The 24,498-nt window shown below is 45.8% G+C and carries 27 protein-coding genes and 1 pseudogene; 16 read left to right on the top strand and 12 right to left on the bottom strand.

Translation table 11 applies throughout. From position 1 onward, the window contains the following. Positions 1-139: 139 nt before the first annotated feature. From PJF56_RS22135 to PJF56_RS09265, 3 genes and pseudogenes are all read left to right on the top strand, one after another. A pseudogene (locus tag PJF56_RS22135) lies at positions 140-220 on the top strand (type I restriction-modification system subunit M); the annotation flags it as partial. Between the two features lie 208 nt (positions 221-428). Further along, the gene (locus tag PJF56_RS09270; RefSeq protein ID WP_347179506.1) at positions 429-1,472 is read left to right on the top strand and encodes an AAA family ATPase; all 1,044 of its coding nucleotides are present in this window, start codon (positions 429-431) and stop codon (positions 1,470-1,472) included. Continuing rightward, entirely contained in the window at positions 1,465-3,861 is a 2,397-nt protein-coding gene (locus tag PJF56_RS09265) for a S8 family peptidase (protein WP_283762382.1), read from the top strand. The genes PJF56_RS09270 and PJF56_RS09265 overlap by 8 nt, the downstream gene beginning before the upstream one ends. Positions 3,862-4,064: 203 nt before the next feature. On the opposite strand, the gene PJF56_RS09260 is transcribed toward PJF56_RS09265, so the two are convergent. The 4 genes from PJF56_RS09260 to PJF56_RS09245 all read right to left on the bottom strand — a co-directional run bounded on the left by PJF56_RS09260 (position 4,065) and on the right by PJF56_RS09245 (position 6,942). Further along, positions 4,065-4,574 carry an NAD(P)H-quinone oxidoreductase subunit J gene (locus tag PJF56_RS09260; protein ID WP_283762381.1) on the bottom strand — a complete coding sequence of 170 codons (510 nt, stop codon included), beginning with the start codon at positions 4,572-4,574 and terminating at the stop codon, positions 4,065-4,067. Position 4,575: 1 nt separating this feature from the next. Continuing rightward, positions 4,576-5,295: a photosynthetic/respiratory NAD(P)H-quinone oxidoreductase subunit K gene (gene ndhK / locus PJF56_RS09255; protein ID WP_347179504.1), complete on the bottom strand. Its 720-nt coding sequence runs from the start codon at positions 5,293-5,295 to the stop codon at positions 4,576-4,578. Further along, positions 5,286-5,648, bottom strand: coding sequence for a photosynthetic/respiratory NAD(P)H-quinone oxidoreductase subunit C (gene ndhC / locus PJF56_RS09250; protein WP_283762379.1), 363 nt, complete (start codon positions 5,646-5,648; stop codon positions 5,286-5,288). Before ndhC ends, ndhK begins: the two co-directional genes overlap by 10 nt. A 163-nt stretch (positions 5,649-5,811) precedes the next feature. Beyond that, positions 5,812-6,942, bottom strand: a complete 1,131-nt coding sequence (locus tag PJF56_RS09245) for an agmatine deiminase family protein (RefSeq protein ID WP_347179505.1) — start codon at positions 6,940-6,942, stop codon at positions 5,812-5,814. A 176-nt stretch (positions 6,943-7,118) separates the two neighbouring features. Between PJF56_RS09245 and PJF56_RS09240 the strand changes: the two genes are divergently transcribed. Next, on the top strand, positions 7,119-7,970 hold the full coding sequence (locus tag PJF56_RS09240; RefSeq protein ID WP_283762377.1) for an ABC transporter ATP-binding protein: 852 nt from the start codon (positions 7,119-7,121) through the stop codon (positions 7,968-7,970). Between the two features lie 29 nt (positions 7,971-7,999). Next, positions 8,000-8,560: an SMC-Scp complex subunit ScpB gene (gene scpB / locus PJF56_RS09235; protein WP_283762376.1), complete on the top strand. Its 561-nt coding sequence runs from the start codon at positions 8,000-8,002 to the stop codon at positions 8,558-8,560. A 3-nt stretch (positions 8,561-8,563) separates the two neighbouring features. Here scpB and PJF56_RS09230 read toward each other — a convergent pair whose 3' ends face one another. Then, complete coding sequence (locus PJF56_RS09230) at positions 8,564-8,752, bottom strand: CPXCG motif-containing cysteine-rich protein (protein WP_283762375.1); 189 nt, start codon at positions 8,750-8,752, stop codon at positions 8,564-8,566. Further along, on the bottom strand, positions 8,749-10,152 hold the full coding sequence (locus tag PJF56_RS09225) for an amidase (protein ID WP_283762374.1): 1,404 nt from the start codon (positions 10,150-10,152) through the stop codon (positions 8,749-8,751). The genes PJF56_RS09230 and PJF56_RS09225 overlap by 4 nt, the downstream gene beginning before the upstream one ends. Positions 10,153-10,469: 317 nt before the next feature. Between PJF56_RS09225 and PJF56_RS09220 the strand changes: the two genes are divergently transcribed. Both PJF56_RS09220 and PJF56_RS09215 read left to right on the top strand, forming a co-directional pair. Then, the gene (locus tag PJF56_RS09220; protein ID WP_283762373.1) at positions 10,470-11,054 is read left to right on the top strand and encodes a DUF3038 domain-containing protein; all 585 of its coding nucleotides are present in this window, start codon (positions 10,470-10,472) and stop codon (positions 11,052-11,054) included. Between the two features lie 41 nt (positions 11,055-11,095). Then, positions 11,096-12,421, top strand: a complete 1,326-nt coding sequence (locus PJF56_RS09215) for a DUF4335 domain-containing protein (protein ID WP_283762372.1) — start codon at positions 11,096-11,098, stop codon at positions 12,419-12,421. On the opposite strand, the gene PJF56_RS09210 is transcribed toward PJF56_RS09215, so the two are convergent. Beyond that, positions 12,418-12,657: a hypothetical protein gene (locus PJF56_RS09210; protein ID WP_283762371.1), complete on the bottom strand. Its 240-nt coding sequence runs from the start codon at positions 12,655-12,657 to the stop codon at positions 12,418-12,420. The genes PJF56_RS09215 and PJF56_RS09210 overlap by 4 nt on opposite strands. A gap of 199 nt (positions 12,658-12,856) precedes the next feature. Here PJF56_RS09210 and PJF56_RS09205 point away from each other — a divergent pair, with 199 nt between their 5' ends. Further along, positions 12,857-13,174, top strand: coding sequence for a hypothetical protein (locus tag PJF56_RS09205; protein WP_283762370.1), 318 nt, complete (start codon positions 12,857-12,859; stop codon positions 13,172-13,174). Here the strand turns inward: PJF56_RS09205 and PJF56_RS09200 are convergent. Further along, positions 13,154-14,419, bottom strand: coding sequence for an IS701 family transposase (locus PJF56_RS09200; RefSeq protein ID WP_283762369.1), 1,266 nt, complete (start codon positions 14,417-14,419; stop codon positions 13,154-13,156). The two genes, PJF56_RS09205 and PJF56_RS09200, sit on opposite strands and share 21 nt — an antisense overlap. A 111-nt stretch (positions 14,420-14,530) precedes the next feature. Here PJF56_RS09200 and PJF56_RS09195 point away from each other — a divergent pair, with 111 nt between their 5' ends. The 6 genes from PJF56_RS09195 (at position 14,531) to PJF56_RS09170 (ending at position 16,782) form a co-directional block, all read left to right on the top strand. Next, positions 14,531-14,896 carry a four helix bundle protein gene (locus tag PJF56_RS09195; protein WP_283762368.1) on the top strand — a complete coding sequence of 122 codons (366 nt, stop codon included), beginning with the start codon at positions 14,531-14,533 and terminating at the stop codon, positions 14,894-14,896. Between the two features lie 30 nt (positions 14,897-14,926). Next, positions 14,927-15,172 carry a UPF0175 family protein gene (locus tag PJF56_RS09190; RefSeq protein WP_283762367.1) on the top strand — a complete coding sequence of 82 codons (246 nt, stop codon included), beginning with the start codon at positions 14,927-14,929 and terminating at the stop codon, positions 15,170-15,172. After that, on the top strand, positions 15,169-15,663 hold the full coding sequence (locus tag PJF56_RS09185; RefSeq protein WP_283762366.1) for a PIN domain-containing protein: 495 nt from the start codon (positions 15,169-15,171) through the stop codon (positions 15,661-15,663). Before PJF56_RS09190 ends, PJF56_RS09185 begins: the two co-directional genes overlap by 4 nt. Before the next feature lie 58 nt (positions 15,664-15,721). Continuing rightward, positions 15,722-16,000: a hypothetical protein gene (locus PJF56_RS09180; protein WP_283762365.1), complete on the top strand. Its 279-nt coding sequence runs from the start codon at positions 15,722-15,724 to the stop codon at positions 15,998-16,000. Between the two features lie 200 nt (positions 16,001-16,200). Beyond that, a complete protein-coding gene (locus tag PJF56_RS09175) occupies positions 16,201-16,533 on the top strand; it encodes a DUF6883 domain-containing protein (RefSeq protein ID WP_283762364.1) in 333 nt (110 codons plus the stop codon). A gap of 24 nt (positions 16,534-16,557) precedes the next feature. Further along, a complete protein-coding gene (locus PJF56_RS09170; protein WP_283762363.1) occupies positions 16,558-16,782 on the top strand; it encodes a DUF4926 domain-containing protein in 225 nt (74 codons plus the stop codon). A gap of 7 nt (positions 16,783-16,789) precedes the next feature. Here the strand turns inward: PJF56_RS09170 and PJF56_RS09165 are convergent, their stop codons facing one another. From PJF56_RS09165 to PJF56_RS09150, 4 genes are all read right to left on the bottom strand, one after another. After that, positions 16,790-19,999 (bottom strand): DEAD/DEAH box helicase, encoded by a 3,210-nt coding sequence (locus tag PJF56_RS09165; protein WP_283762362.1) that lies wholly within the window; start codon positions 19,997-19,999, stop codon positions 16,790-16,792. A gap of 240 nt (positions 20,000-20,239) precedes the next feature. Then, positions 20,240-20,617 (bottom strand): hypothetical protein, encoded by a 378-nt coding sequence (locus PJF56_RS09160; RefSeq protein ID WP_283762361.1) that lies wholly within the window; start codon positions 20,615-20,617, stop codon positions 20,240-20,242. Positions 20,618-20,655: 38 nt separating this feature from the next. Then, on the bottom strand, positions 20,656-21,141 hold the full coding sequence (locus PJF56_RS09155) for a hypothetical protein (RefSeq protein ID WP_283762360.1): 486 nt from the start codon (positions 21,139-21,141) through the stop codon (positions 20,656-20,658). An 8-nt stretch (positions 21,142-21,149) separates the two neighbouring features. Continuing rightward, a complete protein-coding gene (locus PJF56_RS09150; RefSeq protein ID WP_283762359.1) occupies positions 21,150-23,303 on the bottom strand; it encodes an Rta and bZIP domain-containing protein in 2,154 nt (717 codons plus the stop codon). 154 nt (positions 23,304-23,457) lie between these two features. Between PJF56_RS09150 and PJF56_RS09145 the strand changes: the two genes are divergently transcribed. Continuing rightward, positions 23,458-23,961, top strand: a complete 504-nt coding sequence (locus PJF56_RS09145) for a serine/threonine protein kinase (protein ID WP_283762358.1) — start codon at positions 23,458-23,460, stop codon at positions 23,959-23,961. After that, positions 23,925-24,164, top strand: a complete 240-nt coding sequence (locus PJF56_RS09140; RefSeq protein ID WP_283762357.1) for a hypothetical protein — start codon at positions 23,925-23,927, stop codon at positions 24,162-24,164. The genes PJF56_RS09145 and PJF56_RS09140 overlap by 37 nt, the downstream gene beginning before the upstream one ends. Positions 24,165-24,498: the final 334 nt, after the last annotated feature.

Raw genomic sequence — 24,498 nt, 5'->3', positions numbered from 1 at the left:
GATGTTATGAGGTACAGTAATCGAAATGTTCCTTGAGAGTGTTGTCCCATGAAAAGCCTGAAGAATGGGCACGCATAGCGTAAAAAATGGTTTTCCCTTCTGCCCATTACCCATTACCCATTACCGCGCGAAGCGCTGTATGCTCTCGAAGCTGACGACGGCGGGGCAAAATGGCCAGTTTAGAACGCCGCGCCATATCATCAAGATGAATGTTGAAATACAGGGGTTAATTCTGGGAATTATTGACTAATATTTTTAATCTAATTGATGACCCAATTAAATTGGCAAATTTAAAAGTTTTTAGAGATTTAGCTTTTACCCGTTCCTAATTTTCCATAATATTGACTTTTTATGCTACACTAGACATGGCAACAAATAGCGTGGTAGTATTTGCCAATTACCAAAACATCCCACGCTTTTTATTGGACATGGCGGCACGGGGCGATTTAATCAGAAAATTGTTTAGAAGCTTCTCAGAAAACGACCGAGAAGAATTTTATGCTGCGGCAATGGAATTGATACAAGAAGAGCGTAATAAAAACCACCTGTTATTAGCCAAGGAATTAGAAAAAAGTTTGCAACTAACCGTCCCAAAAAAATTAGTTTCTTCTAATAATTTTCCGTGGCAAATTTACCCCGAAGTACCCAAAACAAAAGACACGGGTTTGCCCCTAATTACTGTTAAACAATACGACTTTAACTGGGATGATGTGGTGTTAACCGAAAAAAACAGCCAAGTTTTAGAAACTGTTGTCCTAGAAAATAAAAAGCAAGATATTTTAAGCGCTTACAATTTACGTCCGAGGTCTAACCTTTTATTCTGTGGCCCTCCTGGATGCGGTAAAACTCTAACAGCTCAGGTTATAGCAAGCGTTTTATCTCTGCCTTTGATTTATGTTAATTTATCTGCTGTTTTTTCTTCTTATTTAGGAGAAACAGCCGTGAATCTTAAATTAATATTTGACTATATTGAGCAAGGACAGTGGGTAGTATTATTTGATGAGTTCGATGCTCTTGGCAAAGACAGAAATGCAGCTAACGAACACGGAGAAATTAAGCGAGTAGTTAATAGCCTCCTGCAATTAATAGATTCAGTAAATAGTACAAGTATTTTTATTGCTGCCACCAATCATTCCTCTATGCTAGATACGGCCTTATGGCGGAGGTTTGATGAAGTATTTTTATTTGAAAAACCAGATCAAAAATTGAGAACTTCTTTACTGTTGAAAAATTTAGGAAGTATTAGACATAAGCTAGATTTAGAAGATTTTGCGAGTCGCTTAGAGGGAGCAACTGGCGCAGATATAGAGCGAATTTGTCAAAATGCAATAAAATCGGTTATCCTTCAAGGTGAACAAGTGTTAAAATCGGGAGATTTGGAAGCAGCAATCCAACATTATCAAGAGCGGATGCAGGCGATCGCTATTTCCCAACAAAATCAAGACTTGCTGATAGAAAAAAAGAATGACTAATTACGAGCATTTACCACTACCGAAAGTTGAGATAGAATTGCCCAGGAGACCTAGACGAGGGGGTGGCGGAAGTAACAAAAGGAGCGATCGCTCTTCTCATGGCAGTTTGCTATTAACTCAAGTTTCCTCCCTAAGCAAGGATATAGAGGAAAAAGAACATCTTGGGATTAACCCAAAACTGATTTTTAAGATTAAAGTTAGAGAAAATGATTCTTTAGAAAATCATCTGCCTTCTTTGGGTCTTAATCTTTTAGCAAAAGAACCTAAAGAAAAACAGGCGATCGTTGTTTTTGCTGACGACAACCGCCTCACTGAATTTCAAAAGAAATTAGAGTCTTACGCTGGAACTGACGGCAGTCCCGGTTATTTAGACGATATCAAAGAGCTAGTTCCGCTAGAACCGGAAGATAGAATAGGAGCGTTGCTAAAACGCGACCCTTTGGAACCTGGCTCGGTCATTCCCCTGGATATGGAATTGTGGCACACGGGAAATAAAAAGGAACTTCAAAGCTATATTGATGAAGTGGATAATTTCTTGCGCGATATCCAACTGGGTTTAGGGATGAGAGTAAGCGATCGCTATATCGGTGAGTACATTTGTAATGTTCGCATACTCGTCAATTCAGATATATTAGAACTTTTATTGCAAGAATACCAAGTTAAAGAAATTGATAGAAGACCTAAACCTGCTTTCGAGTCGCCGGCCGAGTACAATATCCCCGTGTCAGATTTACCAGAAATCTCATCTCCACCAGAAGAAGCTACTGGAATTTTAGTCATTGATTCGGGAGTGCAAAGAGGACACCCACTGATCGGCCCGGCATTAGGAGACGCTGATGTATTCCCCGATCGCCAACACCAGTTCGTTACTGGGGGCCCCGACGATGGTGACACCTGGACAGGAGGTCATGGGACAGGAGTTTCGGGGATTGCAATTTATGGCGACCTGGCAGAAGGTATAAAGAATAGGTTGTTTCAACCTCAAGTCTGGCTCTTTTCTGCCCGGGTGACTAATCAAAATAACGAGTATCAAGAGGAATCTCTTTTAGAAAACCAGCTTGAGGATGCGATCGATTACTTTGTCAGTAACTACTCCAACTGCAAAGTTATTAACATCTCCCTGGGCAACTCCGATTTAATTTATCAAGAAGGAGAAAAGCAATTTAGATTAGCAGCTACAATTGATGAAATTGCTTACCGACTCCAAGACAAAAACCTAGTTTTTGTCCTCTCAGCAGGTAATTTTTGGTATGATTCAGACTCGCGAGAACTCATTCACAAAGACTATCCAGATTACCTCCTCAAAGAAGAAGCCCGTATTATAGACCCTGCTACGGCCGCGATCGCTCTAACCGTAGGTTCTTTATCAATGGGAAAAGGCAGTTACAAGTATCCTAACGATGCAAGGATAGCGATCGCCAAAGTCGAAAAATACCCATCCCCTTTTACTCGTAGCGGGTTTGGAGTTGACGGTATGATTAAACCCGACCTAGTGGAGTTTGGTGGAGGCTTTATTTTAGACCGCGATCGAATCGATCACAATGACTGGGGGCCAGCCATAATAACCCTAAATAAAAACTTTCAAGGTTCCTCCCTATTTAAAGCTTATGTTGGTACGAGTTTTTCAGCCCCCCGCGTTGCCAACTTAGCTGCTAAACTTTTTACTAAGTTTCCCAATGCCTCATCAAACCTTATCCGATCCCTAATTGCCGATTCCGCTCAAATTCCTACCAATATTCCCTCTTCTCTGGATCAAGATTTAAGCAAGCAAAAAATTTATGGATACGGACAACCCAATTTTGAAAAGGCTGCTTACTCCACAGAAAATCAAGTATTGCTTTTAGAAGATCATCAAAGTCTACCTGTTGGCCGTTATTGTATTTACGAAGTTCCAGCTTTACCGCGAGAGTTTGTAGAGACCAAAGGAACCAAAACTTTATCCGTTACCTTGGCATTCGATCCACCCACGCGCCATACAAGGGGAGATTCCTACCTCGGAATTACGATGGAATTTCACTTGTTTAAGAATGTTGCAAAGGAAAAACTTACTCAAGCATTTACTGATGCCAAAAAAATCGACGATTCAGACTTTACAGAGATTCCTATAGGAGATTTAACAAAAATTAAGCTTTTACCTAACCTGACAACCAGGAAAAAAGGAACCCTACAAAAAGGACAACATCAGTTTACAAGTCTCAACTGGAAATATGATTATAAACCCTTGTATTTAGTGGTTGCTTGTAATAAAAAGTGGGTTGATCCGGAAAAAAATCCAAGTCAGAGATACGCTTTAGTTGTATCCATTGCTCATTCCGATCCGAAAGTTGATTTATATAACCAAATAAAATTAAAAATCCAAGGACAAGCTTCTGAAAGAATCCGATTTTAGAATGTTTTAGAAAGTATCCCAAATCATTTTTCTTCACCCAACATGCTTTTTAATTTCACTTGAAGCGAACCCGCAACTTTTACCATTTCTCTATGAAGTTGCGCTTAATAAGGCATCTTTAACCAACGAGTAATTGTGGCTTCATTCCGGCATTGATCTGGTAGGGGCGAAAAACTTTTCACCCCTACAAAATACAACACCGATTAATACGCATCTTGCAATTCGTAGAAATCGGGAGAGATATAATCCTTCCGCAAAGGCCAACCTACCCAGTCTTCTGGCATCAATAGGCGTTTAAGATTCGGATGACCTTCATAGACAATCCCGTACATATCATAGGATTCCCGTTCTTGGAAATCGGCCGCTTTCCAAATCCAATAGACCGAAGGCACTTTCGGGTTATCGCGGGGGAGATAGACCTTTAAGCGCACCTCTTCCGGGTCAACCACATCATCGTCTACTTTGAGCAAATGATAGAAACTGACCAATTCTTGACCGGGGCCTTCATCATATGCGCCTTGACATTGGAGATAATTAAAGCCATAGGCATACAAAGCAGAGGCAATGGGTAAGAGAACTTGCGATTCTACCTTAATCAATTCTACCGAAGAGCGATCGCGCCCCAGAAACTCATGGGCAAACCCATTCTCACCCAACCAGCTCGAAACCGGCCCTGCACTCTCCTGTGCTAACTCTTGATTTTCCTCAGCCACCCTACACTTCCTCCTGTTGTTCACCTTCTAACGCTGCGGGAACTGGCATTCCATAAGCTTCTGCCAACGCTTTCGGGGGTGCTTGTCGCGTCTCGGACTGGAGATACTGCCCCGTCAAAATCGGCTCAACCACCTTCATCTTATGAGCCACCTGATAATAGCGATGGGTTTGGGTGATTTTGCTCCGTTCCTGAATCGTTTCATTGGCAATCTTTTTGCGTAACTTAATAATCGCATCAATAATCGCCTCTGGTCGGGGAGGACAACCGGGAATATAGACATCCACCGGAATCAGCTTATCCACACCGCGCACTGCCGAAGGGGAGTCCATACTAAACATGCCACCGGTGATGGTGCAAGCGCCCATGGCAATCACATACTTGGGTTCGGGCATTTGCTCGTACAAGCGCACCAAAGCCGGAGCATATTTCATGGTGATGGTTCCGGCTGTAATTAGCAAATCCGCTTGTCTGGGACTCGACCGGGGAACCAACCCAAAGCGGTCAAAATCGAACCGGGAACCAATCAAAGCCGCGAACTCGATAAAGCAACAGGCTGTACCATACAAAAGCGGCCACAGTGAAGAGAGTTTCGCCCAGTTATACAAGTCCTCCACCGTGGTCAGAATTACATTTTCTGACAGTTCGTTGGTGACTTGCGGGCGTTCAACCGGGTTAATCAGATTTTGTGTCATGTCTGTTTTACTAGAACCTACGACCATTCCAATGCTCCTTTTCTCCAAGCGTAAACTAAGCCCACCACCAGAATGGCGATGAAAATCAAGGCTTCGATAAAGGCTAACAGGCCTAACTTGCTAAAGGCTACTGCCCAAGGATAGAGAAACACGGTCTCTACATCAAAGATAACGAAGACGAGGGCGAACATATAGTAGCGAATGTTGAATTGAATCCACGCCCCTCCCACCGGTTCAACGGCGGATTCGTAAGTGGTGCGGCATTCCGGGCCAACGTTTTTGGGACGCAGGATATAGGAAGCGCCCAGTGCCAACACGGGAACTAAGCTGCATAGCAGCAAAAAGCCTAAGAAGTATTCGTAACCGCTGAGAACAAACACAATGGGTGATTTAATAACGAAGGAGAACAAAAATACTGTGAACATTCTGACACAGTTCCGGCCCTTTCGCTTCTGGCTCCGGGTAACCCGATTGCTATGAGGGGGGACTGATGGGGGATAGGACGGGGTATAAGAATGGAGTATAGGTTTGATTTGCTATTCCCTAATTCCCTACCAGGGGTTCTTGTTGAGTGGTGCAGTGAATTCCCCCACCTCCGGCGGCAAGATTATCGATATTAAGCTGGATGATATCTCGATCGCCAAATAACCGTCCTAGGGTCTCTTTCCCATTGCGATCCGCTTGGCGATCGCCAAACTGAGGAATAATCACCGCACCATTAACCACGTAAAAATTAATATATCCGGCTGCAAACTCCTGCCAATCGTATCCCGGTCTAATTTTCCTTGGCCCTTCAAGCACCACAACTTCCAGGTCATTTCCGTCCGCATCTGTTTGCGATTCCAATATCTCTAAATGTCGTTTTGTCACCTTATGATCGGGAGATTCGGGGTCGGGATCGTACCCAGCAACCACCACTCCGGGACGAGCAAAACGAGCGTAAAAATCCGTATGTCCATCGGTAATATCTGCACCACGAATACCGGGAAGCCAAATGATTTTACGCAGTCCCAACAAGGCTTTTAATTCGGTTTCGCAATCGGTTTTACTCCAGCCGGGATTGCGATTCTCGTTAAGAATACAACTTTCGGTAATCAGGGCCGTGCCGCGACCATCGACTTCAATTCCTCCGCCTTCAAACACCAGTTCAGTTTTGATAACCGTTACTCCTGCTTGTTCTGCGACAAATTGAGCCACTTGAGCGTCGCGATCGTGGTATTGTTTATTTCCCCAGCCATTAAAGTTAAAATCAATACCCGCTTTTTGACCCTTGCGATCGACAACAAAAACCGGGCCCGTATCTCTGATCCAGAGGTCGTCTAATTGAGTAATAATTAATTCCACATTCGAGCCGCATTTGGCCAAAGCAATATCGTAATCTTCTGCTCGCACTAACATTTTCACCGGTTCATATGGGACGATCGCCTTAGCAATTCTGGCCAAATCGTCCTGCACATCTCTAAAATACTGCCGTCCCCAGATATCTGCACTCGCACTAAATGCCATCCAAGTACATAAATGGGGTTCACCTTCATCAGGCATGAAAAAGGAGGAAGTTGAGACTCGATGACTCACTGGAGAACTTGCTGCCGAACAACTGGTCATATTTTTTCCTAAGACAATAGAACCAGACATCGTGGCCATCATTTTGAGCAAGAATCGTCTCTTAATCATCATTAAGTTGAGTTTAATGGGAATAGCAGCGATCGCCTGAGCCAACCCTAAGTGGATGACCCCAATATAGCAGAATCAGAAAACTTAGCGATCGCCCCTTCTGTACAGACCCTTGAGCAACAATCCAGAAAGTGTTAAGATATGTTAAGTAAACTCTCAACCTCTCTCTAAACCCTATGGGTGCTGCGGTCTCTCTAGAAAACGTCTGTAAAGTCTATAACCAAGTTCCAGTCGTCGATCATCTCTCCTTTGCCATTCAACCGGGGGAAATGTTTGGCTTGCTCGGGCCCAATGGAGCGGGAAAATCAACCACGATTCGCATGTTAACCACCCTCACCCGACCCACGGACGGCCAGATCGAGGTGGCAGGGTATAACGTAGTGCGCCAAGGACAGCAGGTTAAGCGTAAAATCGGCGTGGTATTACAACAAACCAGCGTTGATGTGGATTTAACCGTATGGGAAAATATGGAGTTTCATGGTCGCTTACATCACATTCCTAACGGAGTGCGCCAGGAAAAAATTAATCAATGGTTAGAGTATGTCGAATTAGCCGATCGCCGTCAAGACCGGGTAAAAACCCTCTCTGGGGGCATGAAACGCCGTCTACAAATTGCCAGAGCGCTGCTGCACGAACCCGATATCCTCTTCCTAGATGAACCGACTGTGGGTTTAGATCCCCAAACCCGTCGGCGGTTGTGGGAAATTATTCGCGGCTTAAACGAGCAAGGAATGACCATGTTACTGACCACTCATTATATGGAAGAAGTGGAATATTTATGCGATCGCATCGGTATCATGGATGGGGGACATTTAATTGAACTGGGAACCTTAGCAGAATTGCGACAAAAACATGGAGAAGGCTTAGTCGTCAAACAAAAAGGCGATCGCTGGGACTACCTCTTTTTCCCCGACTTAGGCGCAGCTAACCACTATCTCGAACAGCAACCCGATAAAACCGGTTTAATGGTTCGCCCTTCCAACTTAGAAGATATTTTTGTCGAATTAACCGGAAGACAGTTAGACTAAAGGGTTACTAGGTTATTTTATCCCCAATTATGCCCCGTTTAGCCACTACAATTGAAGCCATTTTGTACTTAAAAGGTCAACCCGTTAGCTTAAATGATCTTGCTGAATTGGCCCAATCGAGCAAAGAAGATACCCAAGAAGCCCTAATTGAGCTAATCTCCGATTATGCTCATCGAGATAGTGCCCTAGAAGTTTTAGAAACCCCATCTGGCTATAGTCTGCAATTGCGAGAATCCTTTCAAGAACTCACCCATAGTTTACTACCGGCGGAGTTAGGAGTCGGTGCGCTGCGAACCTTAGCCGCTATTGCCTTAAGCGGTTCCATCTTACAAACCGAGTTAGTAGACTTGCGCGGCAGTGGAGCTTACCAGCATGTGGGAGAACTGGTAGAATTGGGATTAGTGCGTAAACGCAAAAAAATGGGCGATCGCACCTTTCGCTTACAAGTCACCCCTAAATTTCATCAATATTTCCAACTCGAAGATCTCCCCCAACCCTTCAGCTCCCTCAAAGAAAGTTTAGTCGCCTCCGAAGCACTCGAAGAACCAGAGCCAGAATTACCCGAACCCGAATTACCCGAACCCTCTTAACAACTATTCCACATAATCCGTATCAATCTCAATCTCGAACGTCTCTTCATCAATGCGAACATACAAAACATTAGGACGACAACAGACTTGGCAATCTTCAATATAGGATTGCTCGCTGCCAGCGCTCCAATCCACAAACGTGGTATTCACTTCTCCACAATAGGCACAGGTATATTCAGCAGTAGGATTCATGGGGAATAGGCAGAGGGACGATATTGATCCCAGTTATAAATCGGTTCTAACTGAGCCGCTAAGGATAAAAGGGTAGCTTCTGCACCCGGTTTGCCCACCAGTTGCACGCTCAGGGGTAAACCCCGATCGCCAAAACCCACGGGCAGAGCGATCGCCGGTTGTCCAGTAGCATTAAAGGGAGCGCAAGGCGCGATCCAACGAGTGACCTTTTCAAAAGCTTGAGCCGGATCTAAACCCGCCCATTCTCCCACTTTAATCGGCTGATGCAAATAAACCGGCAAGAGCAAGACATCATAGCGATCCCAAAAGTCCACAATGCGGCGGCTGATTTTCTGCATTTGATAAGCTGCTTGCAAATACTGGCCAGCGTTCACCGTACGAGAGGCTAACCATTGATTGATCGGCTCCAACAGTTGCAAAGGTAGACCAGAAGCAGCTACTCCAGACTGCCAAATCATGGTAAACGGTTCTTTAATATCGGCGATCGCCGGACAAGCTTCTTCTAAATGATGACCCAGATCCCCTAAGACCTTAGCCGTATCAGTAACCGCTTGTTGATACTCTGGGGTAGCCGAACCAAAATCAGAAAGGTTAGGACTAAAGGCAATTCGCAGGGAAGAGAGAGGTTTTTGGTAACTTTGGGCAAAAGGAATGGCAGGATCGGGTAACCAATAGGGGTCTCCCGTGATATAACCGGCCATAGCATCGAGTAAGGTGGCCGTATCAGCAATGGTGCGAGCTAAAACCCCATTCGTTCCTAAACCGTGGAGACTGTCGCCAACAGGAGCGCAGGAAATTCTCCCCCGTGAGGGCTTTAAACCCACCAGTCCACAACAGGCGGCTGGCCCCCGGACTGAACCGCCGCCATCTGAACCATGGGCAATGGGACATAAACCAGCAGCTAGGGCAGCAGAAGCGCCCCCACTAGAGCCTCCGGAAGTGTGGTCGAGGTTCCAGGGGTTCCGGGTAGGGGGAAAGCCGGGGGGTTCGGTGAAGGGCATGGAACCGACTTGGGAGGTAGCGGTTTTACCGAGCAGAATAAATCCAGCGTTTCGCAGTTTGGTGACGATGCCATCATCTTCGGTGGCCATTTCATTTTTGAGGGCAGCCACTCCAAAGCAACAGCGCACGTCTTTAACTCGTTTGAGGTCTTTGACGGGAATGGGAACCCCAAAGAAGGGGGGCAGATCGGTGGGATTTTTAGTCAGGGTTTCGGTTTTGGCTTTGGCATCGGCGATCGCCTGTTCACCCATGACGGTAAAGTAGCTACCCAGTTGGCCGTCATAGGTGGCGATACGGTCGAGATAAAGTTCAACTAATTCTAGGGGAGAAACTTGTTTGTTGCGGATAAGGAGGGCCTGTTCTGTGGCTGGAGTAAAGGCGAGGTCAGTTGCATTCATAATGGTTCGGGTTGAGATCGGTATTCTCGCAAGCAGATTCTTTATTATGGGGAGTTCTCACCGTTGGTGTGGCGATCGCCGATGCCAGTTTGCCAATTGTCCTATCTCAACGTGCGTCTAATTTTTATTTTATCCGGAGCCGTCTTTTATATAGGGGAACAAGGGTCAATAGATGCACCCTGATTCCTATCTCACCCCCAGTTCTTACGGACTGGGGGTTTTTTATTCACAACGCCCCATGTCCCCATTCTGCAAAAACTGGTTTCCAAACCTGTAACACTCACACTAGAATCAATACCATCCCCTATGCTTAAACTATGCCTTCACCCGTGAAGTCGCCTAAATCAAAGTCCCCATTGTCTCAATTGCCCCTGGATCAAACCCCCGATCCAGAGCAACTTGACAATATCAAAGCCCAGTTAGATCTGATTTTACTGGCATTGGAGGCCTTGGCGGGAATTGGCTCCGAAGCCATGTTACAAGCCGCGAGTAAACTCAATTTACCAGGGGTAAGCGATCGCGTCAGCTTGTGGCGTTTGCGTCAAGCCAGTCCCTTACGCAAAGGCAGTGGCGGCCGGAAGAAACTCGATGTCGAAGAGGCGCGATCGCTCGTGTTAATCTGTTGTGAATTAGCCCAAAATCACCAAGAACTGATTCGCCGTGCCGTCGGACTCCTAGAACAACTCACAGCCGAAGATCGCCCCCTCCATAGCATCTCCCTCCTAGGAGACTATCTCGACACCTTTACCAACACCTATCAAGAGCGAATGCTCGATGGAGACGACACCCCCCCCGATGAGCTTACCCCCTTAGCCCTCAAACTCCTAATCGATCTCCTCTTTTACTCTAGTCCCGGAGGCCCCCGTCGTCTTTGGTTAGCCCTCCTCGACCGCTCCGTGTAAACCCATGATTAATTGTTAATTGTTAATTGTTAATTGACCCCATGAGTTCCTCCGTCATCCGGCGTTATACCCCACCCACCTGCACCCTAGAAATTATCGGTCAATCTTCTCCCCTCTCCCGATGGATGAAACAACCGGTAATCAAAAACCTGCGCTTTCGGTTACACTTCGATGACCCACGGGAAGGCATGGAGGCTAAAATCACCGTTAAGGGCGATCGCACCCAACTCGAAACCCTCTGTGATACCGTCACCACCACCGTACAAACCCTCCTCACCCAGTCTCCCCCAACCGCACCCAAACACCTCACCCAACATCAGCTCAACCTCGGCCCCCTTGGAGAAGAGGAAAACGACCTCACGGTTACCCTCAGCGCTCTGCAACTGTTCGATCTAGCCACGGCGATCGAACAATATAACTTAGATCTCCTGGCTCTCCCGGAAGAAGTCGAAACCGCCAAACCCATCACCCAACCCAACCCAACCCTCAGATTCGCCGCCAGTTTACTCCTCGGTATTGGCCTCACCGCCACCAGCGTCATAGTTTTCAAAGACCTTTATCCCTATCCAGAATCAAGCTTTGAAACCGCCACTCAAGCGCCTAGCCCAGAAATTTATAATAACCCCTCCATCGCCCAATCTCCCGCCGTTCCCCCCGCTCCCGTCGAGATTCCCTCACCCTCACCCTCTCCCATGACCTCCGATGAAAAACTGCCTCCTCCTCCCCCCGTTGGAGGCACAACTTCTGCATCTCCTAGCCCATCGGCCACTCCCGAATTTACCCCATCCGAAGCTCCAAGTCTCGCTACCTCCGCACCCCCTCCTGCACCCAATTTTCCGCCCCCTGAGCCGGTCTTTAGTCCCCCTTCCGAAGGTATCTCTATCCCCCCCCCAACAACTCTAGAAGAACCCGAATCCACGGCTATTTTGCCCGCTCCTGAAGCCGAACTCCCCCCCCTTGCCCCTGCCCCATCCTTAGAGAATCCCCCCACGGAACTCGATCGGGTAATTCCCCCCACAGAAGCTCAAAGCGCCTCCCCTCCGTTAGACTTGAGTGCAAGAGGGGCAAATAACCTATTTGATAATATCCCCCAAGTCGCTGAAGCCCGGCGCTATTTTGAAGAGCGCTGGACTCCCCCAGAAAGTTTAGATAAAACCATTGAATATAATATTACCCTCAATTCCGATGGCACAGTGGCAGGGATTGCACCCCTAGGAGAAACCGCCGCCACCTACCTCGATCGCACCGGAATTCCCTTACTCGGTGAACCCTTGGTTTCTCCCCTAGAGGGCAATCTGCAACCGAGTTTGCGTGTCGTCTTTAACCCAGATGGAACGGTGCAAACCTTCTTACAATCTGGGAATTAACGACCACGGAACCAAATGATCAGTAAAATCAGGATTTGGATAAAGATGGTGATTCCATACTCCATCCGAATACTCGCCACTAAAGGATCATCAGTCGGCGACACGGGGGAATTGGCAGGCACTTGTACTTCAAACCTCAAATCATTCGCCGTATCCAGGTTATTGGCTGCATCACCGATCAGACGAGCAATGTGTTGGCGATCGGTTTCCGTTTTCATCCGTTCTTGACTTTTCATGATTTATACATCGGTAAACAATCCCCCAGATGCTGCTCATGGTTAAATAGAGATAGCCTTGTTTGTTGTTTGCAGTTGTTGGGTTTCCCCGCGACTGCGAGCAGCATTTCTTTGGGTTGATACCACCCTAATCGGAGGGCACAAGAAAGATCGAAACCCGATCAAAACCTGATCTTGACAAAATACTATTAATGGTGTAATGCCTAAGAGTGAGAAACTACAAGCTACAGATGAGCAACTAACACAGATTGAAGCTAGAAGAAAGGCTCTCGATTGGTCAACAGGAGAAGATAGTGAAGCATTAATTGAAGCGGCTAAAGTTTTAATTTTTGGCTCCAGTAATGGGGATTTACCCGCGAAAATCACTGAAGGAAGAATTACCAAAAAAGAATTGTGCGATCGAGCGAAGTATAATAAGTGGAACATTAAAGATCAAATAGAAAATCCAGAATTAGAGCGAAGTGATATTGACCAGCTAACGGGACTTAAACAAGTATCAACGCCAAACCCAGCCTAAATCCTCTTGATGAGCGGCGAATACGTCCCAATTTTGGTCGAGCCAATTATAGAAACGAAAAGAAATTGCTGCACGAAAGGCTGACAAAGCTTCTGCAAATGTGTTTAATGGTCGATTGGCCCATTGCCTTCGTAGCCCGCCCGTTAACTTATGGTAAATGATAAAAGTATAAGCACAAAACACTAGAAGAAAATGACGCAGTAAGCTCTTTTTATCTCGCACTTGTGCTTCTCTCCAACCTAACCATCCCTTCACTTCTCGATAAAATACTTCCACCCAATTCCTTTTAGAGTAAGTGAGAACTAGCCACTCGGCTGTTACTTTCTCTGACTTGACATTAGTTATAAAATAGTCAATTTCTGTCGCTTCTGAAACGTTTTTTGCATTCATTACGATAGCAAATGTTCTCACTTCTTTTTCACTTAGGGTTCTGGCTTTCACTAGAGCTACCCATACGGTTTTGGGTTTTTCTACCTTGAGTTCAACTGCCTCAAATTCCTCTGACACTATGCTTTGGGCTAACTCGTCTAGACGGATTTTTTTCTCATTCTCCTCCCTTTCTTTTATTATTACTTTCCGATTTTTTGCTACTCCTGCTATATACTTTAGCTTTTTTTCTTCTAGAGCTTTGAGGAAGGTACTGTTATTGCCATACCCCGCATCCACTAGGACGATTTCTGGTCGATACCCTCTGGATAAACTCCGCTCTATTAACTTGATTGCTAACTCCGGTTTTTTCTCAAACTCTTCGTCTTCTTTTCCTTTTGGCAATGAACTGGCGTGTTGATATAATTCTACATCTAATGGTACGCTTTTGCTGCCATCGTACAAATGGGTCGTTACTGCCACCATTCCATTATCTGTCTTTCCTATTTCTCCCAGATACTGCCGCCCTACTCCACTGGTAAAGTTGCCACTTTTACGATGTCCCGTATCATCGATAATCAGGGCAAATCCTGACTTGATCCTCGTTTGAGAACACTTGTTCATCACTTGCAGACGACGGTCATTGATTTGGGTACTATCCCAGGGAGCATCTGTTAAAAAGTGATGTATTCTATTGTAGACTACACCGACGGCATTATTGGCCATTTGAGTCAGGTTCTTCCGTTCGCTTTCTCCTAGCAGTCCTCCCAAGTAATGTCGAAATCCGGTTTTTTGTGCCTTGGTTCTCAACAAATCGTCAAATTTTTGACACCATCTCTCAAAGCAAGCGGGCATGGCGGATGGGGTAGTTTCTTTCATCAGGTAAACAACTACGTGAAACAGCCTTATGGACACTATTATAACCTAATTTGAATATTCTTCTTGTTTAAGTCCCGTTAAAAATGATTTGTAGAGATCGATTAAATAAGAATGCAGAAGAAGGATATTTGCGAGCGGACTTTTAAGTTGGCGTTGAGAATTGTTAAACTCTGCCAGTATCTGGAAGAACAGGATTCGGGAGTGGGGAAAACATTAGGAAAGCAGTTGCTGCGCTCTGGCACTTCGATTGGTGCTAATGTAGAGGAGGCGCAAGCGGCTCAAAGTAAGGCAGATTTTGTGAATAAACTTAATATTGCCTTGAAAGAAGCCCGCGAGACGGACTATTGGTTACGTCTGTTGCTGGCGAGTGATATGATTTCTGAAGCTCGTTTACAAGACTTAAAAGCAGAAACGGAAGAAGTCACCGGCATTATCGGCGCGATTATAGCCAACACGAAATCAACCAAGAACCCCTAAATTTTTAATTTTTAATTTTTAATTGATATTATGGCTTTAATGATTCCTGACGATATCCTCCAAGCGAGTTCAATGACCGAGGATGAGTTAAAACTAGAAATTGCCCTACTGCTTTATGACCAAGGCAAAATCAGCAGTGGAAAAGTCCGTGCATGGACGGGTTTAACGGTGATTGAATTTCAGCATGAACTGGCCAAGCGGAATTTGTATCTGAACTATGATGTTGAGGCGTTTGAAGCGGATATGAAGACGTTGCGATCGCTGAGTTTATTGTGATTGTTATTAGTGATACATCACCGATTACAAACCTAGCGGCGATCGGTCAACTCGATCTGCTCCGTCAGTTGTATAATCATGTGATTATTCCGGTAGCAGTTTACAACGAAATGGTGGGCATTGGGAAGGTTGTACCAGGAACTGAAGAGGTACAAACTTTACCTTGGATTCAAACTCAGGCAGTGGCTAATGGGCAGCAGGTAGCGATGCTTCAGGGTAGTCGAGAGAACATCGATTTAGGTGAAGCAGAGGCGATCGCATTAGCATTAGAAATGAATACAGATTTGGTGCTGATGGATGAACGGAGAGGACGCGCACTAGCTGAGGAATTAGGCTTAAATGTTGTTGGTTTATTGGGAATTCTAGTACAAGCTAAGAATAATGATTTTATTACGGAAGTGAAACCCTTAATGGATCGGTTAATTCAGGAGGTTGACTTTCGTATTAGTCCTGATTTGTATCGACTGATATTACAATTGGCTGGTGAATAAATTTTAAATCACACTATTGATAAAAGTAGAAAAATGTTGTATTTTGACTGATATTATTATGGAAAATTTTAAATCGCTGACGATTACCGTTACTCCAGACAAGACGCTGGAACTACCAGCAGAATTGCAATCTATTTTGAATCCTGGCGAACAATATTTAGTCTCGATTACGGGAGATACGATTACCTTAACCAAGTCTAAGGTAGGGCAATCTTCTGGATTTGATTGGGAAAAATGGGAGCAAAATCTGGAAGCAGTAGGGAACGATCCGAATCAATTGAGTACCGAAGAAATTTGTGAGATTGTGCGCGATGTTCGCCGGAATAGAACGGTGTGATAAAGGTTGTTTTAGATACTACAGCAGTTTTCGCTGCTATGCGGTACATTTCGATCCCCCCAACCCCCCTTAAAAAGGGGGGCAGTAAAAGTCCCCCTTTTTAAGGGGGATTTAGGGGGATCTTTTCTGACTGTACCTCATTACCGCGCGAAGCGCTGTATATCATAGATTTTATTCCTTGAGCCAATAGGAGACATAGCTTGAAGCTACCGAATTATGAGCAAGCGATCGCACCCCAGAAAAAAATTACCGCATATTTACTATCACTCACTCATCCTGACGGCAAAAGTAAGGCACAATTTTTTCTCAAGTTTGGGTTTACCGTTGATGAATGGGAAATCATGGCTACTGCTTTCATCAATCATGCGGCTGACCATGAATTAGCTAAAATAGAAGCATCCCCTTTTGGGACAAGGTATGTTATTGAAGGTGAACTCGTCACCCCAGATGGTAGAAACCCAGCAGTTCGTTCTGTTTGGTTTCTAGCGACTGGAGATGATACTCCTAGACTGATCAGCGCCTATCCACTCTAACTAAAATTTCTCAGATTATTTAAAATGATTAGTGAATTAGATCGAGTTGTTTTAACCACAGATTTACCAGAATATCATTTAAAAACTGGCGATATCGGTACAGTGGTATTAGTCCATCCAGAGGGTTTGGGCTACGAAGTAGAGTTTATCACCATTACCGGGAAAACGATCGCGATTGTTTCTTTATTTAATGCTCAAGTGCGGGCGATCGGGGACAGAGAAATTGCCCAAGCACGAGTTCTGACATAAGCAAGATCTAGTTTTCTGACTGTTCTAATAATAATAAATCGCGCAGTTGATTGGAGTCTAAATTGGCTAACCAATTTTCTCCCGAACCTACGACTTGTTCGGCGAGTTCTTGCTTGCTGGCAATGAGATCGTTAATCTTTTCTTCTAATGTGCCTTCGCAGACAAATTTATGGACTTGTACATTCCGGGTTTGACCGATGCGAAATACTCGGTCGGTGGCTTGATTTTCTACGGCGGGATTCCACCATCGGTCAAAGTGAAAGACGTGGTTGGCGCGGGTTAAGTTTAGTCCAACACCTCCGGCTTTTAGAGAGAGAATAAACAGTTTTGGCCCTTGGGGATCATGTTGAAAGCGATCAATCATTTCTTCTCTTTGCGCTCTTTTTGTACTGCCGTATAAGAAGAAAACTTCGGATTGAAATTCTTGTTCTAAATAGGGTTTGAGCAATTTGCCCCATTCGGAAAATTGGGTGAAAATTAAGGCCCGATCGCCGACATCAATGACTTCTTCGAGCATATCCCGCAGGCGCATCAGTTTCCCGGAGTTTTCTGGCTGTTTCAGTTTGCGCTTTTTTAGGAACTGCTCTGGATGGTTGCAAATCTGCTTTAACTTCGTCAGCAGCGCCAAAACTTCCCCATGGCGTTGAATGCCTTGGGCTTGCTCAATTTCTGCTAGGGCTTTCTCTACCGCGTCTTGATAGAGGTGCTTTTGCTCGTGGGAGAGGGCGCAGAAAACGGTCATTTCTTGCTTTTCGGGCAAATCTTCGATAATGGTGCGATCGGTTTTCAAGCGCCGCAGAATAAAGGGTTGGGAGAGCGATCGCAGGGTTTGCAAGGATTGGCGATCGCCGTATTTCTCAATCGGAATCGTAAACCGGCGCTGGAAGAACTGCCGATTTCCCAAATATCCAGGATTAAGAAAGTCCATAATTGACCAGAGTTCCTGCAATCTATTCTCTACGGGCGTTCCTGTTAAGGCAATACGAAACTCTGAGGTTAACTCGCGCACTGCTTGGGACTGTTTTGCCTGGGGATTCTTAATATTTTGAGCTTCATCTAACACCACCCCTTGCCATTCTACCGCTTGCAAGTCTTTTTGATCTCGAAATACCAGGGGATAGCTGGTAATCACCAGATCTTTCCCCTCAACTGCTTTAAGAAATTGCTTATTTTTAACTCGCTTATCCCCATGATGTAGCACCATCTGCAAACTGGGGGCAAACCGTTTGGCTTCCCGTTGCCAATTGCCTAAAACGGAGGTGGGACAAACTAATAAGGTGGGTTTTTTGAGCTTTTTCTGCTGTTTTAACACTAACAAAAATGCCAAAAACTGAATGGTTTTCCCTAGCCCCATATCGTCGGCTAAACAGGCTCCTAAGCCCCATTGCTCTAAAAATGCCAACCACCCCACGCCCCTGGATTGATAGGGGCGCAACTGTCCCTTAAAGGTCTCTGGAGGGGCGATCGCCTCAATGGTGCGCGGCTCCATCAAACGGGTCAGTAATTCTCCTAATCGCTCGGAAGCCTGAAAGTCCACCACTGGCAGCTTTTCCACCATCTGCGTATCCCCGGTACTGATGCGGAGGGCATCCTCTAGGGATAAACTCATTTGGTCTTTACGCTTGGTGAAAAACTCCTGAGCGACGCGCACATCTTGGGGGCGCAGTTCCACCCATTCCCCATTAATTTCCACCAAGGGAGAATCGAGGGCTACCAATTGGTCAAATTCTTTTTTAGAAACCCGCTGTCCTCCTAAAGTGAGTTCCCACTTAAATTGCAATAGACTTTGTAGACTTAAGCGATCGCTTTTCTTGTGTTTGGGGGTATCGGCAACTAAACTCAATCCTAAGCGATTGGAAAATCCTTGTTCGGGCGCGAGAGAAGGAGGTAAAATTACGCCTAAGCCACTATCTCGCAATCGCCCCACTCCCGTTTTCAGCAATTCATAGGCATGTTGGGGATTGAGGCGACAAAATAGGGGTTGGGAAGTGTTTAAGCTTTCTTCTAAGGGAGGGAAAATGCGCGAGGCTAAACCTAATCCGGCTAAAAATGTTTCTTGGGGATGGTAAACGGTATAGCCTTGATAAACTAAGGATTCTACGGGATTATTCCAAATGGTATTGGCATCAACCACACAATCGGGATTTTCCACTGATTGCAGGCCATATTCTAGTAACCAATCTTGGCTTTTTCCTTGGGGAGGATGGAGTTTTAAGATGGTGCTAAAGGCGCTCCCCTGATGCACCTGCTGGATGGGAGCCATCCATTCGGTTAGGGTGGTTTTGAGCTTCTCTATTTCGGGGGTGGGAGAGAGGGGCTTGCCGCTACCGGTTAAGCTTTGTAGCCATTGGGCGATCGCCCCTTTCACATTCGGTAGGGGAGTCTCCTGCGTCTGGATCTCGGCGTTGAGGATGTGGCTCAAAAAGTCCCACAGCAAGGTTTTGGGAGCCGTGGGAAAATCCAGCTTTAGACGATCGTCAGCCGGTTGATAGGTGTGACAACTACCGGGCATGAGGCGGCTAAATTGGCTCAAGCGCTGGCGATCGCTCTGACTATCGAGCAAGGGTTGCCATTGAGCGATCGAAGAACCCTCCGCCCCAGTTTTGAGGGTGGGCAAAAATTTACACCGCGCGAGTAAGTCCAGACTCCACCGGCTAATATGAGACCAAAAGCGCAGATCCGCGCCCAACCAAGCTGGCTGAGAATCCAATAACCCCAGAGGCAGACTTTGCAGAAAGGGCAAAGTTTGTGCAGCAGTGAGACAGAGTGCCTCAATATGCCAAGGATGAAGGGTGATATAGCACTTGGCGTTTTTATCCGGTTGATGGAGATCCCCCCAACCCCCCTTTTCTAAGGGGGATGTAGGGGGATCGACCTCTTCAGAAGAGGCGATCGAGTATAGGGGAGTACAAACAATTTTCGGTTTTTTCTTACGTTTCGATTTCGGTGCAGGGGCGGGAAACTCGATTAACGTGGGTAAAGCAAGTTGCAGGGGGGCGATCGCCACCGTCTCCACCTCGGCTAGAGCCATTTGCACCGACTCCGGGATCTGGCTCGACTGTAACCAAGTTTGCAGTTCCGATGCACTCAGGGCAAAGGGATGGGGCGCAATAGCAAAAGGTGAGGGAGTGCAGTCTTCCGGGGCAACTCGTCGCCAAGTTTCTGCCCAAATCACAAATTGATGTTGAGTTAACCAACTCCCGTGTAAAATTGCCATGCGATCGCAGTTCTAAAGTTTGCTCAAAGTTGAGGATCATTCATGGGCGACTCAATTTCAGTTTCTCATAGCCGCCTAATTCCAGTAACCATATCACGACAATGGCCCCATGGATCGCGATCGCCCTTGGCATTAGGCACAAGGTAAGAGGCACAACTCTTGTTGTACAAAGCTTTGGGGACTCATATCACGTCCGGAAAAACCACCCTATCAAAGAATTCAAAAAAAAGGAAAACCCGATTACTGACCATCTCTGCGTCCTAATTCATAAACCCCACAAGCAACGCAGGCTAATAATCCCATGCTAATGGCCCAACTCTTTCCTAGGGTCACTTCTACGGCCCAGTTAAATACAGCACCTACGATTAGAAAAGGGATGATACTAAATAAGGAGGCATAAAAGGCATTTTGCGCTTCCCGACTTTCCCTGGTGCGCTCGAACTCTTCGACCGAGGTATAGAGACTGCGTTCGGCAAAGTTAAACCACCGACTCAGTTGCAGCATAATCCAATCTCCAAGGGGAGAAAAGCCTAAGTAAAGACCCAGAGACCACAGGGTGGTTCCGGCGATCGCCGTTGTATCGAGCGAAAAGGAGAAAGGGAAAATATCGGTGAACATGAGAACAGGCTTTTTGAGTGCAATCTTACCTAGTGTAGTCAATTCTCCAACGTTTGCATTAAGGATTCAAAAAAACAATTTAGACTGTATAGGATAATACTCCATTGATTTTGGAGAATGTCTAGGGTGATGGCAGCATCGCCCCTGATATCGATTAAGGTATTATGCTTAAAGTAGAGAATGTGTGAATCTTCGACGACCCCAAATGCACCAAAGGGTAAGTTTAAATTGATTTGAGCGATCGCTCGTAACGTTCGATCAAGATGTTCGGGAGTAACATTTTTGCTTAACTCAATAAACAATTGTAAGAATTCCTGCGTAGCAAAATCTTCACGTTCATGCATTTTCGGCAAGAGACAAAACTGCCAATCGACTGGGATTCCATCTAACAGATAAAACCTGGCAATCAGACCATAATAGGGAACCTCTTCAGTCGGTTCAATCCATTGATTTTCAATTTCCCAAGTGGTTAGGGTTTCTTGAATGGAAACCAACAACTCATGGGGATGCTCTGAACGCTCCATGATTCCCCCTAACTACTATAATCAAGCTGCTTAACCACATTACTTTGCCCCGGTAATCGGCTATTGGCAATTCTCTTAACTGTAAGCTTCAGACCTAACCCAATCAAGATACACAATCCTGGATATTGTCTCGGATCGAGATCGTTGGCTTGCAGATAATCACGCAGTTTAGTCTTATCCGTTTTCGCCCCATCCCCTTGCAGATCGTCTCGCTGTTGCAAGACTTGTATTTCTGATTGTGCCTTCTCTAGGATCTTTCCAGCCATTTGATTCAAGCGATAGAAATAATATTGATCTGCACTCACAAACCCTTGCTGTTTCAATGTATCATTTCTAATCTGATCTCGTGCTTTCTCTTGCTTAGACAAACCAAATTTTGTTGCCATAAATCCGGTTTTTACATCTCGACCCGTATGCCGGTGATATCGTTCATTAACCCCTAACTCTTGATCCACAAAATCAGTTTTCCGCTTACGCCAACTAAAATATTTAGCTAAAGCGATCGTACCGCCAATCACCCCAGCCACAGCCAGAGCAATCCATCCAGCCGGCCCAAGTCCAGCTAATAATAGAGCGCCTCCAAGGATCATGGCAGTTCCTTTAGCAATCTTGGCTGCACCCGCTTTTTGATCCCAACCTTGGTTTTCTGCGCCGAGTTTTGCCCCTTTGGTCAGGTCGCTATCGAGATCTTGGCGATCGCCAAGATCTTCTAACTCTTTCTTATTTTGCCCTGCTTGACGATATTGACTCACTCCTACCCCGACATTAATCGCCCCGCCAACAATGGCAAAGGCTCCGGCTGCGGATGTGGCTGCTGCTGTTGATAGTCCACTGCCCAGGGTATGGAGTATCCCTGTATTTTCGCTGGCGGTGGATAAGGTTCCCAGTCCGGTACTGGTATAGCGGCCGATATCGGCTAGGGTAGAACCGAGCTTACCAACGCGAGTTTTATAGAGGGCGAGATCGTTATTGGCTAAAAGTTCTGTATATTCTCGATAGGCTGTAATTAGTAGGCCCACAACTCCCAGCAGGGAAGCCACTTCACTACTCCAATCGGCAACGGCTTGACCCCCAACCAGATTAGCCACCTGAGATATAGAGGCCGAACCCACGGCAGCCACAGCGCCACCGAGTTCGGATATATCCCGGATAAAGGTATCATCCCAAGGATTAACGGCTCTAACGGTTTGCAATGCGTCAGAAAACTTTTGCCAATCAAAGCCTTTACGACCGAATTTACTCAGTTGTCTGGATTTGAGTTTAGATTTGGCTTCTTTTAAGGAAAAGCTACCGATCCCTAGCTGGGATAAAATCATTGCCCTTGCTAAGGGGTCTTGGTTTTTATAGATGTAGAAAAGATCGGAGTAACCGGATTGAGCCGCTTTCTTTTCAATCCATTTCTCGATCGCCTCTAATTGAGATTGATTCTCTGCTGTGTTCTGTCCCCAATTTTCTAGAAATTGCGATCGCGCGGCTAATAACTCATTAATTGCCCGATCGAGTTCAATTTTCTGTTGTTGAGGATCGAGATTTTCGGTGAGATCTTGCTCTGAGTCTGTGGGTGGAGGGGTTGGGGTGCTGTCATCGCGTTCTGTTTGTGGGGCTAAGTCTTGTACTCGTAAGTCTTGAGCTGTTTCTAGGGGAGGTGCAGAAGCCGGTTTAGTTGTGGCTCCAGGAGAATCGTCTTTGCGTTGAATAATGCTTTGGCGCTGCAACAGGTGAGCTGGTTTCCAGGGGGTGATGGGGGAGTCGTCCGGTTCTCGTTGTAGGGATGAGGATAGATGCCCCCAATTGAGATGGCGTTTGGGGGGAGTTATAGACTGAGGTTCTGGCGATCGCCGAATGGTTGACAAAAGTGGCGATTTATGGGATGGAGAAATGGTGCGATCGCGCCTAGGGAGATGCTGGGGATAGAGGCGATGGCGGGAGTTTTTCGGGGGAGTCGGCGATCGGTATAAATTCTCCTGTGGCGCTAAAGTCGAAACTCTACCCAACACTCCCCCAGAGTTCACGGGTAAAGAGGGCACAGTAGGGGCGACAGACTTTTCCTGTTCGCTCTTACTTGTAGAGTCACTGCTGCGATCGACCCAAGGACGAGACTTTGGCAACTGGGTTTTCGGTTGCACAGTTTCTCGAACGGTTCGTTTGCGTCGAATTTTCATGATTGGGGAGGGCCAATTTAGAGCCGTGTTCCCTATTATAGACCGATCGGAATCCGGGTCAGTGGGCGATCGCCTATTCAATTCAACCCCAGAGGCACGGAGAAAGACAGAGGGGGTATAATTACGGGTTATCGGCCCTGGGGAGATTTGGGTTATGGTTCAAAAACGTAAGCTCAATAACAGTAAATATACGGTTGAGAGAGTATTAGGATCGGGGCGTTTTTCCCAAACTCTGTTAGCCTATCATACGGCAGGCGATCGTAAAGATGAACGTTTGGTGATTAAAACATTACGGATGTTTGACGAAAATAGCACACGCAAATCGTCAGAGGAAATTAAAAAACTAAATGATAAATTACATCGAGAAGCGACCAAATTAAGCAAATGCGACCATCCCCATGTGGTGCAATTGATTGATGAAGAATTTACAGAAAGGGATAGTTTTGGTAATGAGTTGGTTTGTTTGCCTCTAGAATATATTTGCGCTCTGAGTTTAGACAAGTTAGACAAGCGAGTTTTACCCGAAAAAGAAGCCCTGCGCTATATTCGCCAAATTGGAGAAGCGTTAATCGCTGTCCATAAAAAGGGGTTAGTGCATTTAGATATTAAACCCGATAAGGAATGGCAATTGAGCGAAAGGATCGACCGCAAACCGTGAAAGTATGGTTGAATCTATTAGGGAGATATGGGTTCAATTTCGATTGGTTTGAAGAGCGTCATAATACCAAGTGGGCAGCACTGGGAGCATTAGCTGCGGTTGCTGGAGTTTTTGTCGGTATCTATTTTGGGTTTATGAGCTTGAAAAACTCGACTCCATCCCCTCAAGTAGAACCCACACCTTCAGAGGAGGAAACACTATAATTAAAAATCTAGGGAGCGAGACGCTCCCACTCCATTAATATCAAGGGATTGGAGGAGTGCGGGCATCTTGCCCGCTTCTCTTTTACCATGAACCGGACTGGATATAAGGGTGCGTTATTAACGCATCCTTATACCCATTAATTAACAGCAAATCCTGTGTAAGGACGCATCAAAGGTTCGCGAAAGGCTAAAACAATACAGCGTTTTTCGATGTTATGAGGTACAGTAATCGAAATGTTCCTTGAGAGTGTTGTCCCATGAAAAGCCTGAAGAATGGGCACTCTAGCGTAAAAAATGGTTTTCCCATTACCCATTACCCATTACCCATTACCGC

The organism is Roseofilum halophilum BLCC-M91, from assembly GCF_030068445.1.
GTDB classification, from domain to species: domain Bacteria; phylum Cyanobacteriota; class Cyanobacteriia; order Cyanobacteriales; family Desertifilaceae; genus Roseofilum; species Roseofilum halophilum.
The sequence above is the reverse complement of the archived record's forward strand: the minus strand, read 5'-3'. Positions and strand labels throughout refer to the sequence as shown.

Bases quoted from the DNA above. Each gene is read 5' to 3' on its own strand.
- PJF56_RS09270 (WP_347179506.1), top strand. From the start codon at position 429: ATGGCGGCACGGGGCGATTTAATCAGAAAATTGTTTAGAAGCTTCTCA.
- PJF56_RS09265 (WP_283762382.1), top strand. From the start codon at position 1,465: ATGACTAATTACGAGCATTTACCACTACCGAAAGTTGAGATAGAATTG.
- ndhK (WP_347179504.1), bottom strand. From the start codon at position 5,295: ATGGTCGTAGGTTCTAGTAAAACAGACATGACACAAAATCTGATTAAC.
- PJF56_RS09245 (WP_347179505.1), bottom strand. From the start codon at position 6,942: ATGATTAAGAGACGATTCTTGCTCAAAATGATGGCCACGATGTCTGGT.
- PJF56_RS09240 (WP_283762377.1), top strand. From the start codon at position 7,119: ATGGGTGCTGCGGTCTCTCTAGAAAACGTCTGTAAAGTCTATAACCAA.
- scpB (WP_283762376.1), top strand. From the start codon at position 8,000: ATGCCCCGTTTAGCCACTACAATTGAAGCCATTTTGTACTTAAAAGGT.
- PJF56_RS09230 (WP_283762375.1), bottom strand. From the start codon at position 8,752: ATGAATCCTACTGCTGAATATACCTGTGCCTATTGTGGAGAAGTGAAT.
- PJF56_RS09225 (WP_283762374.1), bottom strand. From the start codon at position 10,152: ATGAATGCAACTGACCTCGCCTTTACTCCAGCCACAGAACAGGCCCTC.
- PJF56_RS09220 (WP_283762373.1), top strand. From the start codon at position 10,470: ATGCCTTCACCCGTGAAGTCGCCTAAATCAAAGTCCCCATTGTCTCAA.
- PJF56_RS09215 (WP_283762372.1), top strand. From the start codon at position 11,096: ATGAGTTCCTCCGTCATCCGGCGTTATACCCCACCCACCTGCACCCTA.
- PJF56_RS09210 (WP_283762371.1), bottom strand. From the start codon at position 12,657: ATGAAAAGTCAAGAACGGATGAAAACGGAAACCGATCGCCAACACATT.
- PJF56_RS09205 (WP_283762370.1), top strand. From the start codon at position 12,857: ATGCCTAAGAGTGAGAAACTACAAGCTACAGATGAGCAACTAACACAG.
- PJF56_RS09200 (WP_283762369.1), bottom strand. From the start codon at position 14,419: ATGAAAGAAACTACCCCATCCGCCATGCCCGCTTGCTTTGAGAGATGG.
- PJF56_RS09195 (WP_283762368.1), top strand. From the start codon at position 14,531: ATGCAGAAGAAGGATATTTGCGAGCGGACTTTTAAGTTGGCGTTGAGA.
- PJF56_RS09190 (WP_283762367.1), top strand. From the start codon at position 14,927: ATGGCTTTAATGATTCCTGACGATATCCTCCAAGCGAGTTCAATGACC.
- PJF56_RS09180 (WP_283762365.1), top strand. From the start codon at position 15,722: ATGGAAAATTTTAAATCGCTGACGATTACCGTTACTCCAGACAAGACG.
- PJF56_RS09170 (WP_283762363.1), top strand. From the start codon at position 16,558: ATGATTAGTGAATTAGATCGAGTTGTTTTAACCACAGATTTACCAGAA.
- PJF56_RS09165 (WP_283762362.1), bottom strand. From the start codon at position 19,999: ATGGCAATTTTACACGGGAGTTGGTTAACTCAACATCAATTTGTGATT.
- PJF56_RS09160 (WP_283762361.1), bottom strand. From the start codon at position 20,617: ATGTTCACCGATATTTTCCCTTTCTCCTTTTCGCTCGATACAACGGCG.
- PJF56_RS09155 (WP_283762360.1), bottom strand. From the start codon at position 21,141: ATGGAGCGTTCAGAGCATCCCCATGAGTTGTTGGTTTCCATTCAAGAA.
- PJF56_RS09150 (WP_283762359.1), bottom strand. From the start codon at position 23,303: ATGAAAATTCGACGCAAACGAACCGTTCGAGAAACTGTGCAACCGAAA.
- PJF56_RS09145 (WP_283762358.1), top strand. From the start codon at position 23,458: ATGGTTCAAAAACGTAAGCTCAATAACAGTAAATATACGGTTGAGAGA.
- PJF56_RS09140 (WP_283762357.1), top strand. From the start codon at position 23,925: ATGGCAATTGAGCGAAAGGATCGACCGCAAACCGTGAAAGTATGGTTG.